We start from the raw sequence: 19,617 nt of genomic DNA, 5'->3' as shown, positions 1-19,617 counted from the left end.
TAATGCTCTGAGTTAACGATATTATTATGCCTTCAGTTAGACTATAAATCAGGGTATAAGTTAGACCTTAAATCAGGCATAAGTTTCATACCTAAGAGTTGTGTTCATCTTTATGATCTTAACTCTTTTTTTTATTATAAATACCCTCAACCCCACCATTATTCTGTATTATCAATACTCAGCTATTTAACCCAAAAATAAAGGACTCACGTGTTCACTAATATCATCATTACCTTAGTCGTTTTATTTGGTTCTGCGTGGGGAATGTCACGTTTTTTTACCTTACCTAAAAACATCTGGTTATTGTTTATTTCTCAACCTTTAGTGATGGCGGCTTCACCTGTAATCGTATTTATTGGTGGCATCTTATCAACAAAGATGGGTAACGATCCTTCCATGGCAACACTGCCTATTACTGTAATGATTTTAGGTGTTGCTTGTACTTCAATTCCTGCGGCGCTACTCGCTAAAGTTAAAGGCAGAAAGTTCGCTGTTATTACAGGCTTTCTTATTTCATTTGTTGCTTCTCTTCTTGCTGCATTAGCAACTTATCAACTGAATTTTGAGTTGTTCGTTTTCGCTAGCTTAATGTTTGGTTCAAGTAGTGCTTTCATACAGCAATTACGTTTTGCAGCCATAGAGAATGCTCCTACTCAAGCAGATATTCCTACCGTGTTATCAATCGTTATGCTCAGTGGTATTTTTGCTGCATTTTTAGGGCCTGACATTGCGTTAGCAGCTAAAGACTTAATAGACTCGCCGCAAGGTTATACAGGCTCATTCTTGGTGCTTGCCCTACTTGTGGTTTTAGCTTTAGTCATTATTTCTCAATTTAAAAATGTTGAATCTGAAAACGTGGTGTTTAACGAAAACACACGTCCATTATTGGTTATAATTAAACAGCCTATCTTTATCATTTCAGTGCTTTGTGCGGCTATTGGTTTTGCTCTGATGAGCTACTTAATGACGGCGACACCATTAAGTATGCATCAAGATAACGGTCATTCTCTTTTAGAAACAAAATGGGTCATACAAAGTCATATCGCTGCTATGTTTTTACCTTCATTATTTACGGCTTGGTTGGTTAAAAAACTAGGATTAAAAGCGCTAATGCTTGCAGGAACTTTACTGTATGGCTCAGTGATAATTATCGCGTTTGCAGGTGAGCAGGTTATTCACTATTGGTGGGCACTTGTATTACTAGGCATTGGTTGGAACTTCTTATTTTTAAGTGGCACTAGCTTATTACCATTAAGTTATTTACCCAGTGAAAAACATAAGGTACAAGCGTTAAACGACTTTATATTATTTGGCTTTCAGGCTGCCGCAAGCTTACTTGCTGGATGGGTTTTATATAAAGCGGGATGGTATGGCGTTTTACTTTCAAGCCTACCTTTTTTGATTATTCTTTTTACTGTAACACTATACTTTTATATTCATCATAAGAAACTTCAGAGCACTTTACTTAAAAATACGGTACTTAAAAAAACTGAACTTGAAAGCACTTAAATTAAATCTGAGTAGTTTCAAAAAACACAACACGATCAATTATAAAATCAATAAGATGGAGCATCATTAATGTCTACAACAAGTCTCATTATTCAATTGGGTCACCCTACTTTAAGAAAAATAGCTGAACCTGTTCAAGATATTTTATCTGAAGCGACACAACAGCTGATTAATAATTTATTAGATACCGTTAAAAGCGCTGGTGGAGTAGGTATTGCCGCGCCTCAAATTGATATCAGCCAGCGTATTTTTATAATGTGTTCTAAGCCAAATCAGCGCTATCCAAATGCTCCTTTGATGAAGCCAACAGCTATTATAAATCCCAAAATAATTGCTCACGGTAATGAAACCGAAAAAGACTGGGAAGGCTGTTTAAGTGTGCCATCGATTAGAGGCTTAGTACCTCGCTATAATAGTATTCATGTGAGTTATTATGATCAACAAGATAATAAACATAACAAAGATCTGTCAGGGTTTTTAGCGCGTATTTTTCAACACGAAATAGATCATTTAGACGGTTTAACTTTTATTGATAGAGTTGAGTCTGGCAAAGACTTATTTAGTGAAGAAGAATGGCGTAAGCAATTTGTTATGAATGATAAGAATTAATTATTTACCTACTATATTAAAGTAGGCTTTACGAAAATCGGTATTAATTTCTTAATTATCTACTCTATTAAAAAAGCTATTACTGAAAGAAAAATTAAAGGATCAGAACACGTGATGACTAAACTTTTTTGTTTTAATATATTTTGTGAGGATGCATCAAAAACAGTTACCTTGAATACATGTTAAATATGTTAAAGCACTCTGTTAGAATAGCCGCATATTGATTAAAGAATACCGAGGCAGCATGTCAGAATTTAAAGCATTTTCACTTTTAGAGTCAATTATTGACCGCGTTTCTCTGAAAGGTTATGAGCAACCCACACCGATCCAAAAAGAATGTATCCCTGTTCTTATTAAAGGCAAGGATCTTCTTGGTATTGCGCAAACAGGAACAGGAAAAACAGCCGCCTTTTCATTGCCTATTATCAATAAATTTGGGCAAAATAAAATTGAGATAAAAGCTAAAAGCACGCGTTCTCTTATATTAACGCCTACACGAGAGCTTGCCTCGCAAATAATGCAAAACATTGATGATTATTCTGATGGTTTGGCGCTTAAAACTAAGGTTGTTTATGGAGGTGTAGGAAGACAAGCTCAAGTTGACGCTATTGCACTTGGACTCGATATTTTAGTGGCAACCCCAGGCAGATTGTTAGACTTAATTGAAACGGGCGATATAAACTTTGAAGCATTAGAAGTATTTGTATTAGATGAAGCCGATACAATGCTAGATATGGGGTTCTTTAACGATGTTCAAAGCATCATATCTAAACTTCCAAAGAAGCGACAAACACTATTATTTTCAGCAACTATGCCAGCTGAAATAGAAATACTTGCTGAAGCTATATTAACTGAGCCAACAAAAGTTCAAATTACTGCGGAAACGGTTACTATCGACTTGGTTAATCAAAGTGTATACCACCTTGATAAATCGAATAAAGTACCTCTGCTGTTTAATATCTTAGGAAATTCTGATTATGATAAAGTTCTAATATTTTGTAAAACAAAGTATGGCGCTGACATCATTGTTAAGGAACTAGAAAAAGCATCAATAACGGCCGCCAGCCTGCACAGTGGTAAAACACAAACTGTAAGAGAAGAAGCGTTACAAAATTTTAAAGAATCCACTTTAAGAGTATTGGTTGCAACAGATGTTGCTGCGCGTGGCATTGATGTTGATAATATTACCTTAGTTATTAATTATAACCTCCCTGAAGATCCAAGAAACTACATACATCGTATAGGACGAACGGCTCGTGCTGGGAAAAGTGGTATGGCTATTTCATTTGCTGTAGAAAATGATGTAAGGCAACTAACGAATATTGAAAATAGCATAGGCCAAGTCATTCCTGTTGTTACAGAGCAACCTTTTCATAAAGAGTTTTCGAAAAAACCTATACCAACAAAGAAACAAGCCAATAAAAAAAAACCTGTTAAAAAGACAACTAGAAGCAAACCAAAGAGAAAATAAGAACAGGTTTGAATTAACCGACTAAAAGATTTTTGCTGATAATACTTACGCTACAAGTTACAAATATAAGTAATTTCGGCTAAGATTAAATACATTCATAAAATAAAAAACGGCCAACACTGTTGACCGTTTTAATACATTAAGCTTCGCTTTTTTTAAGCTAAAGTCGATTACTTATTGTAATGTTTTTCCATCCAAGTCTTCGCATTACCACCTGTTGCCGTGCCTGTTAGCTCAATGGCTAAATCGGACGCTTTTAACAAGAGTGGAATATCAATACCTGTGTCATATCCCATTTGTTCAAGCATCATAACAACGTCTTCAGTTGCTACGTTACCACTCGCTCCTGGAGCAAACGGACAACCACCTAAACCAGCAATTGATGCATCAAACTTGCGAATACCCGCTTCAAGAGCTGCGTAAACATTAGCAAGCCCCATAGCGCGTGTATCGTGAAAATGACATGATAATATACTGCTATCGAATCGGCTTGTTAAACCTTCCATCAAGCTTGCTACTTGCGCAGGATCAGCCGCACCAATAGTATCAGCTATAACAATCCCACTTGCGCCAGCTTCAATTAGTTGCTCAGTTACACGATAAACTTCATCAGCCTTTATTGCACCTTCGAACGGACATTCCCATGCTGTAGCTACGTAAGCCTGAACATTAGCACCTTTTGATTTAGCTAGAGTGAGTACATCGCGACAAACATCAACGCTCTGCTCTGTTGTCATTTTAATGTTTTTTTCATTCATGGTGTTAGACGCAGCTACAACCAACGACATTAAAGGAACATTGGCATTAGATGCCAGTTCAAAGCCTTTCATATTCGGGATTAACCCTGAATACACCGCGCTACCCTTTGGTAACAACGGAAACAAATCCGCTGTACCTGCCATTGCTGGCACCGCTTTAGGCGAAACAAAAGCACCGACTTCAATCTCAGGAACTTTAGCCGATTCAAGCGCTAAAATAAGAGCTAAACGTTGCTGTAAATCCAGTATTTTAGGCTGGTTTTGCAAACCGTCACGTGGACCAACATCATTGATGATTACTTTATTAGAAGCCATTAGCCGATCACTCCTGACGCTTTCAATCGTTTAACCTCTTCTTCATCCATACCCAATAATTCATGTAACACTTGGTCTGTATGTTCGCCTAATGCAGGAGCCGCTGAAAAAGTTTCTTCATTGGTTCTTGAGAATTTAATTGGGCTACCAGGTCCTTTAGTTTTATGACCTTCAGGATCAGACAACTCAACCACCATATTACGGTGTAATACTTGTTCATCATTAAGTGCTTGTGAAAAGTTATTCACTGGCGCACATGGAATTCTCGCGCCTTCAAGTAAACCTAGCCAATGTGCAGAAGTGTTCTGTGATAATACTTTATTTAAAGTTTCATTAATAAAATCACGATCTTTCCAACGACCAGGCTGAGTGTCGTATTCTGGCTTATCGAATTCTGCAACACCTAATAACTCTTTCAAGTTCTGCCAAAAGTTATCAGTAATAACCGCGATAACAATATATCCATCTGAACTTGTAAAGGTGTTGTATGGCACATGAACAAAGTGAGAGTTACCAATTGGGTAAGGGTTTTCACCTGAAATAAAGTGCATAGTTGCCATGTAATTCAATAAAGAAATTTGACAATCAAGCATAGATATATCGATATCTTGCCCTTCTCCACTACGTTCTCGCTCTAACAAGGCTGCTTGAATTCCCATTACGGCGAACATTCCGCCACCTAAATCACCAATAGGAATACCTGCTCTAACTTGTTGTTCAGGCCCTTCACCCGTAATCGACATGCCGCCACCCATTGCTTGCGCAACTTGGTCAAATGCTGGGCGTTTAAATGCAGGTCCATTATTACCAAAACCTGTTACTGAACAAGAAATAATACGTGGGTTAATGGCTTTTAAATGCTCATGGTCTATTTTCAAACGTGTTGGTACGCCAGCACCAAAGTTGTTAACCACTACATCTGACTTTTTAACTAAATCATAAAACACTTCAAGTCCTTCAGGAGACTTAAGATCGATACATATACTCTGTTTATTACGGTTAAGGGTTATAAAATAAGCGCCCATACCGTTAACCGAGTTATTAGGATCGTTCGCTAACAATTTACGTGTACCTTCACCTTGTAAAGGCTCAACTTTAATTGTTTCAGCCCCTAAATCAGCTAGGATCATTCCACAGTATGGACCTGACAACATATGCGTTAAATCGATAATACGCAGTCCAGCTAAGGGTTTGTTTTTCATCTTGTGTACTCCAAATCATTAAAAGCCAAGTGGCTTTGAAAATTAAAAACGGTAAGAAAAGTCAACACCGTATGATCTAAGTGCTGATGGATGTAGGAACGATCCACCAAACTCAGGAGTCGGTATAACTTCTTGTAAATATTTTTCGTCTGTAAGGTTTTTAGACCAAAGAGCAACAGTCCAGTTTTCACTGTCCAAGCTAATACGAAGGTTCAATGTATCGTAGGCATCACGAGTTGCGTTTGTGAAATCAACAGGATGAGGTCCAGCAGGTACGCCGCCACCTAATGTGCCAAAGAAATCCCAGATCGTTGGTGTTTGCTCGCCTTGTAACGAATGGAAGTAAGTTTCTCCTATGTATTGCCAATCAAGACGAGTAGTTAGAACTAAATCTTGGTTGATTGAGTAATCCCAATTGATCCCTAAAGTAAAAGTTTCGTCTGGTGATTGTGGTGCCGTATTACCTTCTGAAAGCGGACGGTTTTTGTTCTCAATAATTTCACTATCAAGAAGACCAACACCTGCAAATACACTAATATCTTCAGTTAATTGCGCATTAACATCCATTTCAAAACCTCTAATTTGAAGTTCATCAATGGTGGTTACCGCACGGATCAAACCGAATGGTCCGGCAAAGAATTCGAAGAATTGATTGTCTTCAACTGTGGTATCGAAAATAGCAGCATTCAATTTAACTTTGTTATCAAGAAAACTTGCTTTAAAGCCTAGCTCAATATTGGTTGTTACTTCTTTTTCGTACTCATCGCTAACCAGTAATTGTGCATTAACTGAATCACCTGGATTACCTTCGCCTGTAGCGTTAAACCAAAAATCAAGTGTTGCTTCAGTACCTATAGGATTAAAACCACCGCTTCTGAAACCTACGCCATAACTTGCGTACCAGTTCCATGTTTCACTAGCTGCATAAGCTAAAGTAACTTTAGGCTGCCAGTGGCTGAATGAACGACTACGATCAGGTATTCCATCAGGATTTTTAATAAATGCTGGGTTTATTGGTCCTACTTCACCATTAACAATCGTATTAACATTTAACCCTGAAGCACTTACATTAGGTACGTTGTTACTTACATCTCGTGCTTCATGATCGTAACGTAAGGCAACTGACAGCTCCCATTGATCATTTAAGTCATATTCTATTTGACCAAACACAGACATAACTGAGGTGTCGTAAGTATCATCAAAGAGTAAATCGGTAGGATTTGGACCTGTTGGTGGAATGTAAGCTTGATTAAGGAAACCTTGACCTGTATCAGCGCCGTAAGCCACTACAACATCACGCTCAATTTCAGCGAAATAAAGACCTGCGATCCAACGTAAAGCATCGGTATCAGAATCTGACGTGAAGCGTAATTCACCACTAAAGTCTGATTGGCTTCGCTCTTGGTATTGATAACCATCACAAGATGTTGGTGTAAATGGTCCATATACACCAGTAAATTCAACACCGGGAGCAAACACACCAAAAGGAGCAAAAAACTCACCAAATAAATCTGTTCTATCGGCACCACCAATTGCTGCTGGTGCATTATTTAAAGTCGCACGGTCTGTTTGACACTGTTCAGTCAGCTCATAACCATAGAAAGATGCACTTGTGCCATCAGCTAATAGTGTTTCTTCTAAGTCGTTATATGCAAGTACAGCGGTAACATCAAAACCCTCTAAATCAAGCTCAGCTTTAATCGAGGTTTCAACTGTTTTTTGTTCGTTAATGCTTGGAATATTAGATACAAAATTAAATTCATGATCATTTACATCAGGGTTGTAAGCCGGTTCATTAAAAGCATCAACAAACGATGGTAAGGCAAAGGTTGCATTGTAGTTAATTGCTCCACCTTTAACATCACTCACACTTGCTCTAAAATCAAGCTTAAGAATATCGCTTGCATCCCACACTAAACGAACACGAATATTGCTATCTTCTAAATAATCAATTGAGTCATCAGCACCTGTGAAGGTATTACTATAATGTCCGTCGGTGCTGCTGTGACTAGCAGATAAACGAGCACGAACTGTTTCAGATAATGGTCCGCTTATAACACCACTTATTTTATTGGTATTGTTATTAGCTAAGCCTGCTTTGAAAGTTCCTTCAAACTCATCAGAAGGTTCTTTTGTGGTTACAATAATAGCTCCAGCAACCGCATTGCGACCATATAAGGCACCTTGAGGACCTTTTAACACTTCAATTTGGGCGACATCAAATAACTCTTCATTGAAGCTATTCGGGTTTGTCATCAATACGCCATCAACAACATAAGCGAATGTTGATTCGGCATCACGAGTAGAAACAATACCTCGAATCGTTACTTGCGTATCGCCTACATTTGACGCATCAACCATTGTAATATTCGGGATCAGACCAATAGCATCACCTGTTCGCTCAATACCTGCGCTTTCAATCACTTTTTCAGATAACGCGGTAATAGCGATTGGTACTTCTTGTAAGGTTTCAGGACGTTTACGAGAGATACTGATAATTTCAATCTTTTCATCAGTAGATGCAGCTTCTTCTGCATAAGCCGGGGCAGCTGAATATAATCCGCCACTAAGAGCTAACACGATACTTGTTGTGATTGTGTTCTTACGTAGATTTACCATGGTCTATTCTCCGTTTATTGTATTTTTTAGTTCACTGTTTGTTTAAAGCTTGATGCTTTTATTGTTTTAATTATTATTTATATTTTTAAGTCGTCGCCACAAAGTGGTTTGGCTTAATCCGAGATAACTTGCTACTCGACGTTTATCTCCATTGAAGCGAGTCATTGCTTCAACAACTAGTTCAAGCTCTTTGGCTTTTACTAATCCGTTATTTGCATCAAAACTTTCGTGCTCTACCATTTCAGGGGCAATTCGTTTTAATACTTGTTTAATATCGGTGCCTTTGTCTGCCATTTGTAAATAAGCGACTAAACGTTCCAATACATTTTCTAATTCTCGAACATTTCCAGGCCATGAATAATTGCAAAGATCATTAAGTATGGGAGGTAAAATATCTTCCACTAAAAAAGATAAACGGTAGCTTGATATAAATGCTGTAAGCTTTTGCTCTGCTATTCGATGAATATCTTCAGGACGTTCACTAAGTGTTGGAATGTGTATATTGAAAACATTAAGTCTGAAGAATAGATCCTCTCTAAATAAACCTTCTTCAACTAATTCACGCAAGGGCTTATTTGATGCCGCAACTAACTTAAGGTTAACGGGTTTTTCTTCATTAGAGCCTAACGGGCGGTAATGCCTTTCTTGCATAAAACGTAATAACTTTGATTGCTGATCTAAAGCTAGTTCACTTATTTCATCTAAAAAAAGCACTCCATTTTGCGCTTCTTCAATAAGACCTTTTCGACCACCACGTTTTGAACCTGTAAATGCGCCATCACGATATCCGAACAACTCCCCTTCAAATAACTCTGTAGGTATTGCAGAACAGTTTAATGCAACAAAGCGACCATTAGCGTAAGGGCTATGTTGATGAACAGCTCTGGCTATAAGCTCTTTACCCGTACCTGATTCACCATAAATTAAGACGTTACTGGGTGAAGTTGAAAATGACTTAACTTGCTGAACAACGTCAGCTAACGCAGGAGATGAATAAACTAAATCATGCCTATTTGATATGATCTGCTTTTCATTTTTGGGTTGCTTACGATAAAGCTGATATACATAAGAAGCAGTTCCTTTGGTTACAACACGATCTTGATGAAACCACCACTCGGTCCCGTGAATTTCACATTCACCATCGGTTTGGCGTTGCTGTTCACTAGGATGTATAAGGTTTTCAAGTTCCTCGTAATTATTGTTATTTATACCAAGGTCTTTATGTGCTGCATGGTTAATAATAACTGAATCGCCTTGCTCATCAGTCATAAATATAGGAGTTTTAGACTGATGAATAAGCCAATCGGTTAATGCCGTTTTTTGTAAAGTATTAACATGATTACGCCCAGCATCTATTGCTTTAGTTAAGGTTTTTCTACATGAATCTGATGTATAAAGTAAAAAAGCCGGAAAACCATACTTAGTTGCTAAACCACACACCAAACTAGCACCGACATAAACAATATGTTTTCGTTGACGCGTTAACTGAAGGATCTCCCTCGCTTCTTCTGAGGTTGTATATATCTCTTCTTGGATAGAAACGTTTAACGCTGTTTCAAGTAAAGGTACAACAGGAGAAGGTTGACCAAAATTTATTAAAACAATTTCTTTTGAAACTTGAGCTGCTCTTCTAACAGCTAAAATAATATCGTCTGTTGAGCTATTAAGAGAAATAACTGGGATTTCTAAATATGTTTTAAGATAGGCTGCATTGGCGCCAGCACTAACTATTGCATCAGGTCTGAATTCTTTAATGTGCTGTTCAACTTCACTTATGCTATCAACAATAGTGTCGAGTATATTAAAATGTGCTTTCTCGCTAAATTCAGACATGACACTGCTCATAAGCTGGCTGAATTCTTTATGTCCAAAAACTAAAATACGAACATGCTCAGAAGGTGAATGCGTTGTTTTCATTTCGCCCCCTCCTTTGCCGTTTCAATTAATGAAACGGTATTAGCTGCATTGTTAGTAAATAATGTATTTAGTTTCATCAAGCTAATTATCTGATTATTCATTTTTATCTCATATTGATTTAGTTACTGCATCAGTCGTGCCACATAGATATAACTTTATAACAAAGCTTTATTTTAAAAGGTACATAAGTTAATAATGGTTAAACTTTATTAAAAAGCTATTACCTGATTTAAGTAGATTCTTATTTCAATATGAACTAAACATTTCAAGTTGAAATTGATATAAGTCATAAATGATAAAATTTAATTTAAGCGTTTTGGCACAATTGCAATACAGAAGCTAATCCAAGCGGGCAATCTAAATCTTGAATTAACCAAGTATCTAAACCTTTCCGAGGCCCCTTTGAGTCAGGTTGAACACCCTGCTGTGCTAATTTACTTAACGAGCTATCTAAGTTATCAACACCTAAAGACAGTAAAAATAGCCCTTCCCCGCGCTCAGCAAGAATACGAGCAACTTCCCCTTCTTCACTTAAAGGTTGCACAAGAACAATCCAGGCATCACCAATAGGGAAGCGTGCCGTTTTAACATTTCGCCCTTCAAGTCCTTCTGTTATGGGCTTACACCCTAGTACTTTTTCTAAATATGTTATGTGTGGTGATAAGTCTTTAACGACATAATTGATATGGTGAATTGAATTAATGTGACTCATATTCTTTCGACACCTTGATAGTTAACTTAAATGTTCATGCTTAATGCTTAATGCTTAAAAGCATAGAGTGTGCCAGAGTCATGGATACCTAAAATGGTGTATTACTTAAATCTCTGCATTTCAAAATGAGTATTAAATAAACTCTTTGAATAAAGTTTTCTCAATATTTAACCGACCGACTGGTTTGTTACATTGATTTTAGGTTATAATCGATCCTATTAGTGTTGAACTTTAATTATTAGTGAGGTTGTTTTATGAGAGATGCAGAGCAAACAAGACAAAAAATATTAGACATCAGCGCTGACGAAATTCATAAACATGGTTATACAGCAACCAGCTTATCCGTCATTCTTAAAAGGTGTGAGATTTCTAAAGGTGCTTTATATCACCATTTCACCAACAAAATTGAACTGGGTTATGCCGTATTTGAAGAAATATACACACCTATGTTTTTGTCTACATGGCTTGCAGCAATAGAACATGACGATCCTATTGAAGGTTTATGTGACTATTTCAGCCAGATGAGTGTGAATATGACATGTGATGAATTGATATGTGGTTGCCCATTAAACAATTTATGCCAAGAAATGGCGAGTGTTGATGAAGGCTTTAGATTACGTATTTTAGATTTACAACTGCAACTGAATAAACTGATATCTGATGGCTTAGAAAAAATACAACATCAACTTAGAAATGATATTAACTTTAGCCAGGTCTCTTATTTTATCGTATCTACTTTTCATGGTTCTACAACATTAAGTAAAAGCTCGAAGAACGTAGAATTATTTGAACAAGTAATGAATGAGTTATGTAAATACCTGAGAAACCTAAAACAGGCTTAACATTTCTTAAACTAAAAAAAAAACCAATAATTGATAACATTATGTATATATTAATTACAATTTATTATACTTAATGACTAGCAAACCGAGCGGTCGGTATGGTAGCATTCACCTATTGCAAACACACTGAATTTTTAAGGTACACACATGAAGAACATTTTTTCTCTTTTCTCTTTTATCACAGCGCTATTTATGAGTGTTTCTGCTTATTCAGTAGAAGTAGTAGAAGTTTCTCCTTATAAAGTTATTGAAACTGTGGGCCATAACTTGTTCGAACGTATTGCTAATAATCAGCAAGAAATTGAGAAGTTTCCTGATTTAATGAGAAATATTGTTGATGAAGAATTAATGCCATACATTGATTACAGATATGCTGCATATAAAATTTTAGGTAAGAATTTACAAACAAGCACTAAAGAACAAAGAGAAAATTTCGTTCTTTCTATGCGTCAATACTTAATACGTACTTACGCTAATGCATTAACGCAATATAAAGATCAAAAAGTGACTTATGAACCTGAAAAAGACACGAATGGAAAAAATATTGTTTCTGTAACAACCCAAATCATTGACGGACAGCGTCCAACAATTGACATTGATTTTAAATTGCGTAAAAACAGAAAAACGCTTGAATGGAAAGCATTCGATATGGTGGTAGAAGGTATTTCTCTTCTTTCTAGTAAGCAAGCTGAATTAAGTACGCGTATAGCTAAAGAAGGTATTGAAACGGTAACACTAGAGTTAGCGTCTATTACTAAGTAATGAATTGCGCTAATACTTAATTAGCGTAAATGATGTAAAAAATCCCTTGTTAAGAATTCATGTTCGCTGTAATTCTTGTTCCCCATTAAAGCTTTTTAATGGGGATTTTTTTTGCCAGAAATTTCACTTACCCAAACTAAAGGCTAACTATACTGCGGAACATGTGGAGAGGTAGTTACCTGGGTTGAAAGTTTTAGACAAAGTTAATGATTTGAGAAATCATCCCCTTTTGCCATTCTATCGTACAAAATAACATTCACTGTAGCTGCCAAATTCATACATCCGTTCGTTGGAATATAAATAGTTTCTCGACAAAAATCAGTTATATGTTTTTTTAAAGTGCCATCTTCTGGGCCAAAAATATAAAAGGCTCTAGGCGGATGTTTATAGTCAACTAATGATTTAGCTCCATCTACCAATTCAACAGCTACCGGCACACAACCTAAAGGCACTGTATTTTTAAGATCTTCAACACCAATTAAAGGGATATCTAAATGCACTTTGTTTTTATCTGTGTAAAAAGCTTTAGCTAAATCATATCTTTTACCTGTGTAATATACAGAATGCACACCATAACAACCTGATGCTCGCATAACTGAACCTACATTTTCTGGTGATTTAGGATTAAATAATCCTATACATGCATATCCCTTTTTACTCATTTTATACAACTCGTTTATTGATTATTCATACTAACTGGTCTTGCTAGCAACGTTATAAGGCCGAGATTATACCTATTTTTAGTCTTGATAACAGTTAGGTATTTTGTAAATTACACTTAAGTTTATTAGAAAGTATTAGTGATAAAACATATAATAAACTCAGTTTATTTTTATTTATCGATACTATGAGTTCATCTTTAAAATACCTATCTGCTTACTCAACTGAGATCACTGATAAAATTCAGTTGATGCTTAACGCAGACACGCTTAAAACCTTTCTTATTAATAAATACCCTACTCCGCATAATATCTATAATGATAAAGCCTTACGTGAATATACAATGGGTATTAAAAATCAATACCTAAAAAAGTCTAATCCACTAAGCCAAATTAAATACGATGATAAAATTCACGTTATTAATAATGCACTAGGATTACACACTTACGTGTCTAGAGTTCAAGGTAGTAAACTGAAAAGTAAAAATGAGCTACGTGTGGGTAGTATGTTTAAAGTGGCTCCTGAGCCATTTTTGAATATGATTGTGGTACATGAGTTGGCTCATCTAAAAGAAAAAGAATCATAATAAAGTTTTTTATAAGTTGTGCGAACACATGCTGCCAAACTATCATCAATTAGAGTTTGAATTAAGAGTTTACCTCACTCAACTTGAACTGAAAGGTCCTATTTACTCAAATTAATATATGACTTTAGACGGAACTGAAAGTTTGATACCACTAAAGTTAACTAAATAACCTGAACTCTGGATAAGCAGTTATGCCTAATATTGTTATTTAAACAAATGGTGTTGCAATAACTTACTTATAAAGCATTTAAAATCAATGTATTACAAAACCCATCATCCAGAGTTCAGGTTAAATATATTTTCTACTTCATCAGCAGTTAACTCACGGCTTTCACCAGCTTTTAAGTTTATGTCTAAATCTAAGCTGCCAATTTTACTTCGATGTAATTGCATCACTTGGTTGCTAAAGCGACCAAACATGCGCTTAATTTGATGATATTTACCTTCCATTAATATCACTTTAGCTACGTAGTCTGACATTATTTCAAGTATTGCTGGCGCTGTAGTTATATCTTCATATTCGAAATACATCCCCTGCTTAAAAGCTGCGATGTAATCTTGGGTAAGTTGTTCTTTTAAGGTTACTTGATAGACTTTAGGGACTTTACTTTGAGGTAAGGTTAATCGTTCAGACCATCGACTATCATTAGTTAATAACATTAAGCCGGAAGTATTTAAGTCTAAACGCCCGACAATATGTAAGGTTTCTTTATTAGGAAAATGCAGTAAATCAATAACAGTTTTATGTATTTCATCTTTAGTAGCACTTACGACTCCAACAGGTTTATGCAACATAATATATATAGGCTGTTCTTTCTGTAATATTTTATTGTTAACTGCAATAACCGAAAACTTATTAATTTGAAACGCAGCATCTGTAATAACAATCTCATCAACCATTACTTTCTTACGCGCTAACAATAACTTAACTTCTCGTTTATTAACCGAAAGTGCAGTGCTTATAAATTTATCAATTCTACTTTTCTGCATTATTTGGAGTGTTCTCGTTACTACTATTAAGGTGTATTCTACAGAATATTTACATTACCTCTAAATCACATCGTATTATATTTTACTTCTAGATAATTGAGCCTTGACAAATTTTAGTAACTGTAAGATTATATAGACGTCTAAACGTCCATTAAAGAATTTAACTTGTGAAAAATGAATCTGAATTAAAAGCTCGATATAACGATATACACCGTGGTGTTTATTTTATTGGTACCACACCACCTAAAAGTGATACCCCGCTTGATCAAGTAGATAGCATTGCAAGTAAGTTATTAGAGCGTGTAAGCGATATAGACTTTGATGGTTTAATTGTTTACGACATTCAGGATGAAAATTCTCGCACCAGTAAACCTAGACCATTTCCGTTTAAATCGACTCACGATACTCGCTTATATTCGTCACTTTTAAATAAAAAATCTAAGCGTCCAGTTATCACTTATAAAAGTGTTATTCAATCAGATGCTGAAGCGTTTGACGATTGGGCAAATGAAGCTTGGGAAACTTATGGCGTTAAAGATGTTGTATTAGTAGGTAGCCCTTCTAAAAAAAATAACATATCTCTTTCTTTAGAAAACGCATATAAAACCTTAGTTGATAATAAGCATGACTTTTTTATTGGTGGTGTAACAATTGCTGAACGTCATGCAAGCAAAGGTAATGAACACGAAAGGCTGATTGAAAAGCATAAACAAGGCTGTAATTTCTTTATCTCTCAAGCTATCTATAACCCACAAGCAACCATTGATATGCTGACTCGTTATGCTATTGAATGTAAGCAACAAGGTTTAAAACCACAACGCTTAATTCTTACATTTTCTCCTTGTGGCAGTAAGAAAACCTTAGAATTTATAGACTGGTTAGGTGTTAGTGTTCCTGAAGCGACAAGCTTGCGTATACTTAATGCAAATAACTCGTTATATGAATCTATCCGCATTTGTGTGAACAGCTTACAACAGATTTTAGATGCAGTTTTACCTTACGATTTACCATTAGGTTTGAACATAGAAAGCTTAACAAACCGTAAAGAAGAGATAGATGGCTCTATTCTTTTGTATAAGCTATTACGTTCAAAGATGGAAAACTATTTAGCTAAAAAAGAATTAGACTTATTAATCAGTAAACATTAATCGTATTTACAGACATAGGATCTACTATGAATAAAACCCTTATTTATGTTCACGACCCTATGTGTAGTTGGTGTTGGGGATTTGAACCCGTTAGAAGCAAACTATTCAATAGTATTGATAGTTCCGTTAGTATTAAACGCTTTGTAGGTGGTTTAGCGCCAGATTCAAATGAGCCTATGCCACAAGACCTACAAAACATGTTGAAAGATACTTGGCGAAGAATAGAGCAAAATATTCCAGGTACTGTATTTAATTTTGATTTTTGGACTAAGTGCCAACCAAGACGTTCAACCTACCCGTCTAATCGCGCCATTATTGCAGCTCGTCAGCAAGGAGTTGAATATGATGAGCAAATGACTCACCTCATACAAAGCGCTTATTACAGTCAAGCTAAAAACCCGTCTGACGAAAGCTTACTTATCGAGCTAGCCTCTGAATTATCTAAAACATCTAACTTCAATTGCGAACAATTCATCAACGATTTAGGTTCTAAAGAGATTCAAGCGTTGTTTGAACAAGAGTTAGATTATACTCGCAGCTTAGGTGTTAATGGTTTTCCTAGCTTAGTTTATCAGTCAGGAAATAAGCTTTACTCGATAGGTCTCGACTATAACAACGCTGACAATATGTTAGCTCAAATTAAACAAGTTGATGGGCTGAGCTAGAGGAGTTAACTTTGAAGCTAATAATGAAAACTGAATTTGATAATTTGAGATTAAATTCGGCTCACCAATATGAAGTTGATAACAATGGCGATAAGCAGGTAGTGAAAATATACTGTAATAATCAGCTTATCGCTAAAAAGCTTAAGCAGAAAAAGTCTATCCGTTTTTTTGGTGCTGACGGCTATGAAAAACATCTTACGGCTGAATGAGTGCTAAATAAGTTAAGCTCGTTTCAAAGTTACTTTTTATAAAATAAAGACTTATCTGATCACTCCTAAATAAGTCTATTTATTCAAAAATCACATTAAAAATTTTCCATTCAAAAAGTTCATTTTCCAACTAACGCGACTACCTAAAGTATCATTACACTACTATTAGAATATTACTTTATTACTCTATTACTCTATTACTTTTTCAGAAGCGACTTTAAATCAGCAAACGGATTGTAGGTTGCTTGCTCTTGATTAGTATCGCCCGCCTTTACTTCAGTGCTGTAGTTAGCATGATCTGTGTATTTCGCATGTTCGTTGTCGTGGCAGTAGATGCACAATAGCTCCCAATTAGAACCGTCATTAGGGTTGTTAGTGTGATCATGGTCGATATGATGAACCGTTAACTCTCTAATATTAGAATATTCAAATTCTCGAGCACATCGTCCACAAACCCAAGGGTATAATTTTAATGCTCTATCTCTGTAGCCTTTTTCTTGGCTTTTATAATTGGCACTAGTGCCATATCTATCTGAAGACATTATCTACTCTCTTATTTCTATTCATACCTATTAATCCAAGGTAATCATTTTTATAAATCTTTAAAAGGATTATATAACGACCTAGTGAAAAACAAACAATTAATTTAGTGTTAATCAACCTAATAAATATAGAGAACCTTCAAGTTATACAGATAAAAAAGCCCGCTTAACGTTAATTAAGCAGGCTGTTATTCATAAAGCTAGCAGTTTAAAATAGCTACACCACAATGATATTACACATTGATGAAATTACATATTTGGATAATTTGGTCCACCTGTACCTTCAGGTGTTACCCATGTAATGTTTTGACTCGGGTCTTTAATATCACAGGTTTTACAGTGAATACAGTTTTGCGAATTAATAACAAACTTATCACCTTCTGGTGTTGCTTCAACTTCGTATACACCTGCAGGACAATAAAGTTGAGCGGGTTCAGCATACTTAGGTAAGTTAACACTAATAGGAATACTCGCATCTGCTAGTTTTAAGTGACAAGGCTGCTCTTCTGCGTGATTAGTATTTGATATAAATACAGAAGATAACTTATCAAAACTTAACACGTTGTCTGGCTTAGCGTAATTTATTTTAGGTGCATTAGCCGCAAGCTTAAGCTGAGCATGATCTAAAGAGTCATCTTTAAAGTTAAATGGTAATTTACCACCAAAAACATTCTGATCGAGCGTGTTATAAGCTCCACCAATAAAAGTACCAAACTTATGCATGGCTGGACCAAAATTACGCGTACTGTAAAGTTCGTCGTATAACCATGAGTTTTTATATTTTTCAGTAAAAGACGTTAGATCTTTCCCGCCTTCATTACCAGCAACTACCGCTTCAAAAATAGCTTCGGCTGCAAGCATGCCTGATTTCATCGCCGTATGATTACCTTTAATTTTAGCGTAGTTAATTGTGCCTGCATCACAGCCAACCAATATCCCACCAGGCATGGTCATTTTAGGTAATGAATTAAATCCTCCTTTTGCCATAGCACGAGCGCCATAAGAAACACGTTTGCCTCCTGCTAAATATTGGCTAATGGTTGGATGATGTTTATAACGTTGAAATTCATCAAATGGGCTTAAATGTGGGTTGCTGTAATTTAAGTCGATAATAAGTCCAACGAATACTTGGTTATTCTCAGCATGATATAAGTAACCGCCGCCATTAGTGTCCGACTCTAAAGGCCAACCCGCACTATGTACAACTAAGCCTTCTTGGTGTTTCTCAGGATCTATGTCCCAAATTTCTTTAAAGCCAATACCATAATGTTGCGGTGATGAAGCTGAATCTAAGCCGAACTTAGCAATAAGTTCTTTACCTAAATGACCTCGGCAACCTTCTGCAAAAACAGTATATTTAGCACGTAATTCCATACCTGGCTCAAACGAGTCTTTAGGTTTACCTTCCGCGTCTAATCCCATGTCACCTGTTATAATACCGCCTACGCTATTATCTTCATTGTAGATAACTTCTTGTGCGGGAAAACCAGGAAAAATCTCAACGCCAAGCTGCTCTGCTTGTTCAGCTAACCAACGGCACACATTGCCCATACTAACAATATAGTTACCTTCGTTATGCATGGTCTTAGGTACTGAAAAGTGAGGTAACTTAGTGGCTTTTTCTTCACTATTAAAATAGAAAATATCATCGCCTGTTACGGCAGTATTTAATGGTGCACCTTTTTCTTTCCAATCAGGAAATAATTCATTCATGGCTGTGGGTTCAAATACAGCACCAGATAAAATATGCGCACCAACCTCTGAGCCTTTTTCTACAACACACACCATTAATTCTTTTTCATTTTTTTGTGCGAGTTGCATTAATTGACATGCAGTAGCTAAGCCTGAAGGCCCTGCACCAACGATTACAACATCAAACTCCATCGATTCACGTTCCATAATATCTCCCACTGACAATCTACTTACAAATAAATTCAAACACTCGTTTGATTTTCAAACACCTGTTTGATAATATCAACAAATAAAGATAATTGGTATGTAAATACTAGCTTGAAATAAATATTTTACTCAGAAAGTTATTAATGTTTATTTTTAATGGTGAGATTTAAACAATATAACTAAGCTAAATTTACTCTACAGT

The 19,617-nt window shown here is 36.0% G+C and carries 17 protein-coding genes and 1 pseudogene; 9 read left to right on the top strand and 9 right to left on the bottom strand.

Annotated elements, in window-relative coordinates:
• The first annotated feature begins 210 nt into the window (after positions 1–210).
• The 3 genes from ACPUVN_RS01305 (at position 211) to ACPUVN_RS01295 (ending at position 3,589) form a co-directional block, all read left to right on the top strand.
• Positions 211–1,509: an MFS transporter gene (locus ACPUVN_RS01305; RefSeq protein ID WP_426358379.1), complete on the top strand. Its 1,299-nt coding sequence runs from the start codon at positions 211–213 to the stop codon at positions 1,507–1,509.
• Positions 1,510–1,578: 69 nt separating this feature from the next.
• Complete coding sequence (gene def, locus ACPUVN_RS01300) at positions 1,579–2,118, top strand: peptide deformylase (RefSeq protein WP_426358380.1); 540 nt, start codon at positions 1,579–1,581, stop codon at positions 2,116–2,118.
• A 244-nt stretch (positions 2,119–2,362) separates the two neighbouring features.
• Positions 2,363–3,589 (top strand): DEAD/DEAH box helicase, encoded by a 1,227-nt coding sequence (locus ACPUVN_RS01295; protein ID WP_426358381.1) that lies wholly within the window; start codon positions 2,363–2,365, stop codon positions 3,587–3,589.
• A 170-nt stretch (positions 3,590–3,759) separates the two neighbouring features.
• Here ACPUVN_RS01295 and ACPUVN_RS01290 read toward each other — a convergent pair whose 3' ends face one another.
• The 5 genes from ACPUVN_RS01290 to ACPUVN_RS01270 form a co-directional block, all read right to left on the bottom strand.
• A complete protein-coding gene (locus ACPUVN_RS01290; RefSeq protein WP_426358382.1) occupies positions 3,760–4,662 on the bottom strand; it encodes a hydroxymethylglutaryl-CoA lyase in 903 nt (300 codons plus the stop codon).
• Positions 4,662–5,864 carry a CaiB/BaiF CoA transferase family protein gene (locus ACPUVN_RS01285; protein ID WP_426358383.1) on the bottom strand — a complete coding sequence of 401 codons (1,203 nt, stop codon included), beginning with the start codon at positions 5,862–5,864 and terminating at the stop codon, positions 4,662–4,664. The genes ACPUVN_RS01290 and ACPUVN_RS01285 overlap by 1 nt, the downstream gene beginning before the upstream one ends.
• A gap of 42 nt (positions 5,865–5,906) precedes the next feature.
• Positions 5,907–8,483 (bottom strand): TonB-dependent receptor, encoded by a 2,577-nt coding sequence (locus ACPUVN_RS01280; RefSeq protein WP_426369808.1) that lies wholly within the window; start codon positions 8,481–8,483, stop codon positions 5,907–5,909.
• Between the two features lie 66 nt (positions 8,484–8,549).
• Positions 8,550–10,400 (bottom strand): sigma 54-interacting transcriptional regulator, encoded by a 1,851-nt coding sequence (locus tag ACPUVN_RS01275; protein WP_426369807.1) that lies wholly within the window; start codon positions 10,398–10,400, stop codon positions 8,550–8,552.
• 307 nt (positions 10,401–10,707) lie between these two features.
• A complete protein-coding gene (locus tag ACPUVN_RS01270; protein ID WP_426358386.1) occupies positions 10,708–11,112 on the bottom strand; it encodes a VOC family protein in 405 nt (134 codons plus the stop codon).
• A gap of 254 nt (positions 11,113–11,366) precedes the next feature.
• Between ACPUVN_RS01270 and ACPUVN_RS01265 the strand changes: the two genes are divergently transcribed.
• Positions 11,367–11,954, top strand: a complete 588-nt coding sequence (locus ACPUVN_RS01265; protein WP_426358387.1) for a TetR/AcrR family transcriptional regulator — start codon at positions 11,367–11,369, stop codon at positions 11,952–11,954.
• 147 nt (positions 11,955–12,101) lie between these two features.
• The gene (locus ACPUVN_RS01260) at positions 12,102–12,716 is read left to right on the top strand and encodes an MlaC/ttg2D family ABC transporter substrate-binding protein (RefSeq protein ID WP_426358388.1); all 615 of its coding nucleotides are present in this window, start codon (positions 12,102–12,104) and stop codon (positions 12,714–12,716) included.
• Between the two features lie 203 nt (positions 12,717–12,919).
• Here the strand turns inward: ACPUVN_RS01260 and ACPUVN_RS01255 are convergent, their stop codons facing one another.
• Positions 12,920–13,378 carry an RNA methyltransferase gene (locus ACPUVN_RS01255; protein ID WP_426358389.1) on the bottom strand — a complete coding sequence of 153 codons (459 nt, stop codon included), beginning with the start codon at positions 13,376–13,378 and terminating at the stop codon, positions 12,920–12,922.
• Between the two features lie 185 nt (positions 13,379–13,563).
• On the opposite strand from ACPUVN_RS01255, the pseudogene ACPUVN_RS01250 reads away from it, so the two are divergent.
• Positions 13,564–14,077: pseudogene (locus ACPUVN_RS01250) on the top strand (YgjP-like metallopeptidase domain-containing protein).
• A gap of 158 nt (positions 14,078–14,235) precedes the next feature.
• Here the strand turns inward: ACPUVN_RS01250 and ACPUVN_RS01245 are convergent.
• Positions 14,236–14,952, bottom strand: a complete 717-nt coding sequence (locus ACPUVN_RS01245) for a pseudouridine synthase (RefSeq protein WP_426369806.1) — start codon at positions 14,950–14,952, stop codon at positions 14,236–14,238.
• Positions 14,953–15,119: 167 nt separating this feature from the next.
• On the opposite strand from ACPUVN_RS01245, the gene ACPUVN_RS01240 reads away from it, so the two are divergent.
• The 3 genes from ACPUVN_RS01240 to ACPUVN_RS01230 are packed head-to-tail and all read left to right on the top strand — an operon-like array spanning position 15,120 to position 16,974.
• Complete coding sequence (locus ACPUVN_RS01240; RefSeq protein WP_426358392.1) at positions 15,120–16,100, top strand: methylenetetrahydrofolate reductase; 981 nt, start codon at positions 15,120–15,122, stop codon at positions 16,098–16,100.
• Between the two features lie 26 nt (positions 16,101–16,126).
• Positions 16,127–16,765 (top strand): DsbA family protein, encoded by a 639-nt coding sequence (locus ACPUVN_RS01235; RefSeq protein ID WP_426369805.1) that lies wholly within the window; start codon positions 16,127–16,129, stop codon positions 16,763–16,765.
• 23 nt (positions 16,766–16,788) lie between these two features.
• Positions 16,789–16,974, top strand: a complete 186-nt coding sequence (locus ACPUVN_RS01230) for a hypothetical protein (RefSeq protein ID WP_426369804.1) — start codon at positions 16,789–16,791, stop codon at positions 16,972–16,974.
• Between the two features lie 197 nt (positions 16,975–17,171).
• On the opposite strand, the gene ACPUVN_RS01225 is transcribed toward ACPUVN_RS01230, so the two are convergent.
• Both ACPUVN_RS01225 and ACPUVN_RS01220 read right to left on the bottom strand, forming a co-directional pair.
• Positions 17,172–17,516: a YajD family HNH nuclease gene (locus ACPUVN_RS01225; protein ID WP_426358394.1), complete on the bottom strand. Its 345-nt coding sequence runs from the start codon at positions 17,514–17,516 to the stop codon at positions 17,172–17,174.
• 249 nt (positions 17,517–17,765) lie between these two features.
• On the bottom strand, positions 17,766–19,415 hold the full coding sequence (locus ACPUVN_RS01220) for an electron transfer flavoprotein-ubiquinone oxidoreductase (protein WP_426358395.1): 1,650 nt from the start codon (positions 19,413–19,415) through the stop codon (positions 17,766–17,768).
• Positions 19,416–19,617 lie beyond the last annotated feature (202 nt).

Source organism: Pseudocolwellia antarctica (assembly GCF_049933045.1).
Taxonomy (GTDB): domain Bacteria; phylum Pseudomonadota; class Gammaproteobacteria; order Enterobacterales; family Alteromonadaceae; genus Pseudocolwellia.
The sequence above is the reverse complement of the archived record's forward strand: the minus strand, read 5'-3'. Positions and strand labels throughout refer to the sequence as shown.

Excerpts from the sequence above, each read along its gene's own strand:
- def (WP_426358380.1), top strand. The coding sequence starts at position 1,579 with ATGTCTACAACAAGTCTCATTATTCAATTGGGTCACCCTACTTTAAGA.
- ACPUVN_RS01295 (WP_426358381.1), top strand. The coding sequence starts at position 2,363 with ATGTCAGAATTTAAAGCATTTTCACTTTTAGAGTCAATTATTGACCGC.
- ACPUVN_RS01290 (WP_426358382.1), bottom strand. The coding sequence starts at position 4,662 with ATGGCTTCTAATAAAGTAATCATCAATGATGTTGGTCCACGTGACGGT.
- ACPUVN_RS01285 (WP_426358383.1), bottom strand. The coding sequence starts at position 5,864 with ATGAAAAACAAACCCTTAGCTGGACTGCGTATTATCGATTTAACGCAT.
- ACPUVN_RS01280 (WP_426369808.1), bottom strand. The coding sequence starts at position 8,483 with ATGGTAAATCTACGTAAGAACACAATCACAACAAGTATCGTGTTAGCT.
- ACPUVN_RS01275 (WP_426369807.1), bottom strand. The coding sequence starts at position 10,400 with ATGAAAACAACGCATTCACCTTCTGAGCATGTTCGTATTTTAGTTTTT.
- ACPUVN_RS01270 (WP_426358386.1), bottom strand. The coding sequence starts at position 11,112 with ATGAGTCACATTAATTCAATTCACCATATCAATTATGTCGTTAAAGAC.
- ACPUVN_RS01265 (WP_426358387.1), top strand. The coding sequence starts at position 11,367 with ATGAGAGATGCAGAGCAAACAAGACAAAAAATATTAGACATCAGCGCT.
- ACPUVN_RS01260 (WP_426358388.1), top strand. The coding sequence starts at position 12,102 with ATGAAGAACATTTTTTCTCTTTTCTCTTTTATCACAGCGCTATTTATG.
- ACPUVN_RS01255 (WP_426358389.1), bottom strand. The coding sequence starts at position 13,378 with ATGAGTAAAAAGGGATATGCATGTATAGGATTATTTAATCCTAAATCA.
- ACPUVN_RS01245 (WP_426369806.1), bottom strand. The coding sequence starts at position 14,952 with ATGCAGAAAAGTAGAATTGATAAATTTATAAGCACTGCACTTTCGGTT.
- ACPUVN_RS01235 (WP_426369805.1), top strand. The coding sequence starts at position 16,127 with ATGAATAAAACCCTTATTTATGTTCACGACCCTATGTGTAGTTGGTGT.
- ACPUVN_RS01230 (WP_426369804.1), top strand. The coding sequence starts at position 16,789 with ATGAAAACTGAATTTGATAATTTGAGATTAAATTCGGCTCACCAATAT.
- ACPUVN_RS01225 (WP_426358394.1), bottom strand. The coding sequence starts at position 17,516 with ATGTCTTCAGATAGATATGGCACTAGTGCCAATTATAAAAGCCAAGAA.
- ACPUVN_RS01220 (WP_426358395.1), bottom strand. The coding sequence starts at position 19,415 with ATGGAACGTGAATCGATGGAGTTTGATGTTGTAATCGTTGGTGCAGGG.